The organism is Neisseria sp. HMSC078H04 (assembly GCF_001838135.1).
Lineage (GTDB): Bacteria > Pseudomonadota > Gammaproteobacteria > Burkholderiales > Neisseriaceae > Neisseria.
This window is the reverse complement of record NZ_KV835817.1, coordinates 1-290: the sequence shown is the minus strand read 5'-3', so window position 1 is coordinate 290 and position 290 is coordinate 1. Positions and strand designations below refer to the sequence as shown.

At 55.5% G+C, this 290-nt stretch carries 1 pseudogene; it reads right to left on the bottom strand.

Annotated features, from left to right (window positions below):
- Window positions 1-59: 59 nt before the first annotated feature.
- A pseudogene (locus HMPREF2560_RS11295) lies at window positions 60-290 on the bottom strand (type IV pilin protein); the annotation flags it as partial.

Below are 290 nucleotides of genomic sequence, written 5' to 3'. Positions count from 1 at the left end.
CCCAAAGGACGTGCCTGAGCACGTCCTTTTTACTTTCTTATCTCCTTTCCACTCTATTGTCACCCCGTCAAAGGCTTACACTCCGCATCATTACCCCTAAATATCTCCTCGCCGTCCGTACAGCTGCCCTTCCCCTTCATCTTCCCGCACACCACCGCCGTCAGCGACTCGTTCAAGCGTAATACCCTGGGTTCCGCCTCCCTGTCCAAAGCCACCGCCTTCAGGGTAAACTTCCCCTCCAAGATACCCTTAGCCTGACCGCTCATCCTGATACAGAAACCGCCCGCCTC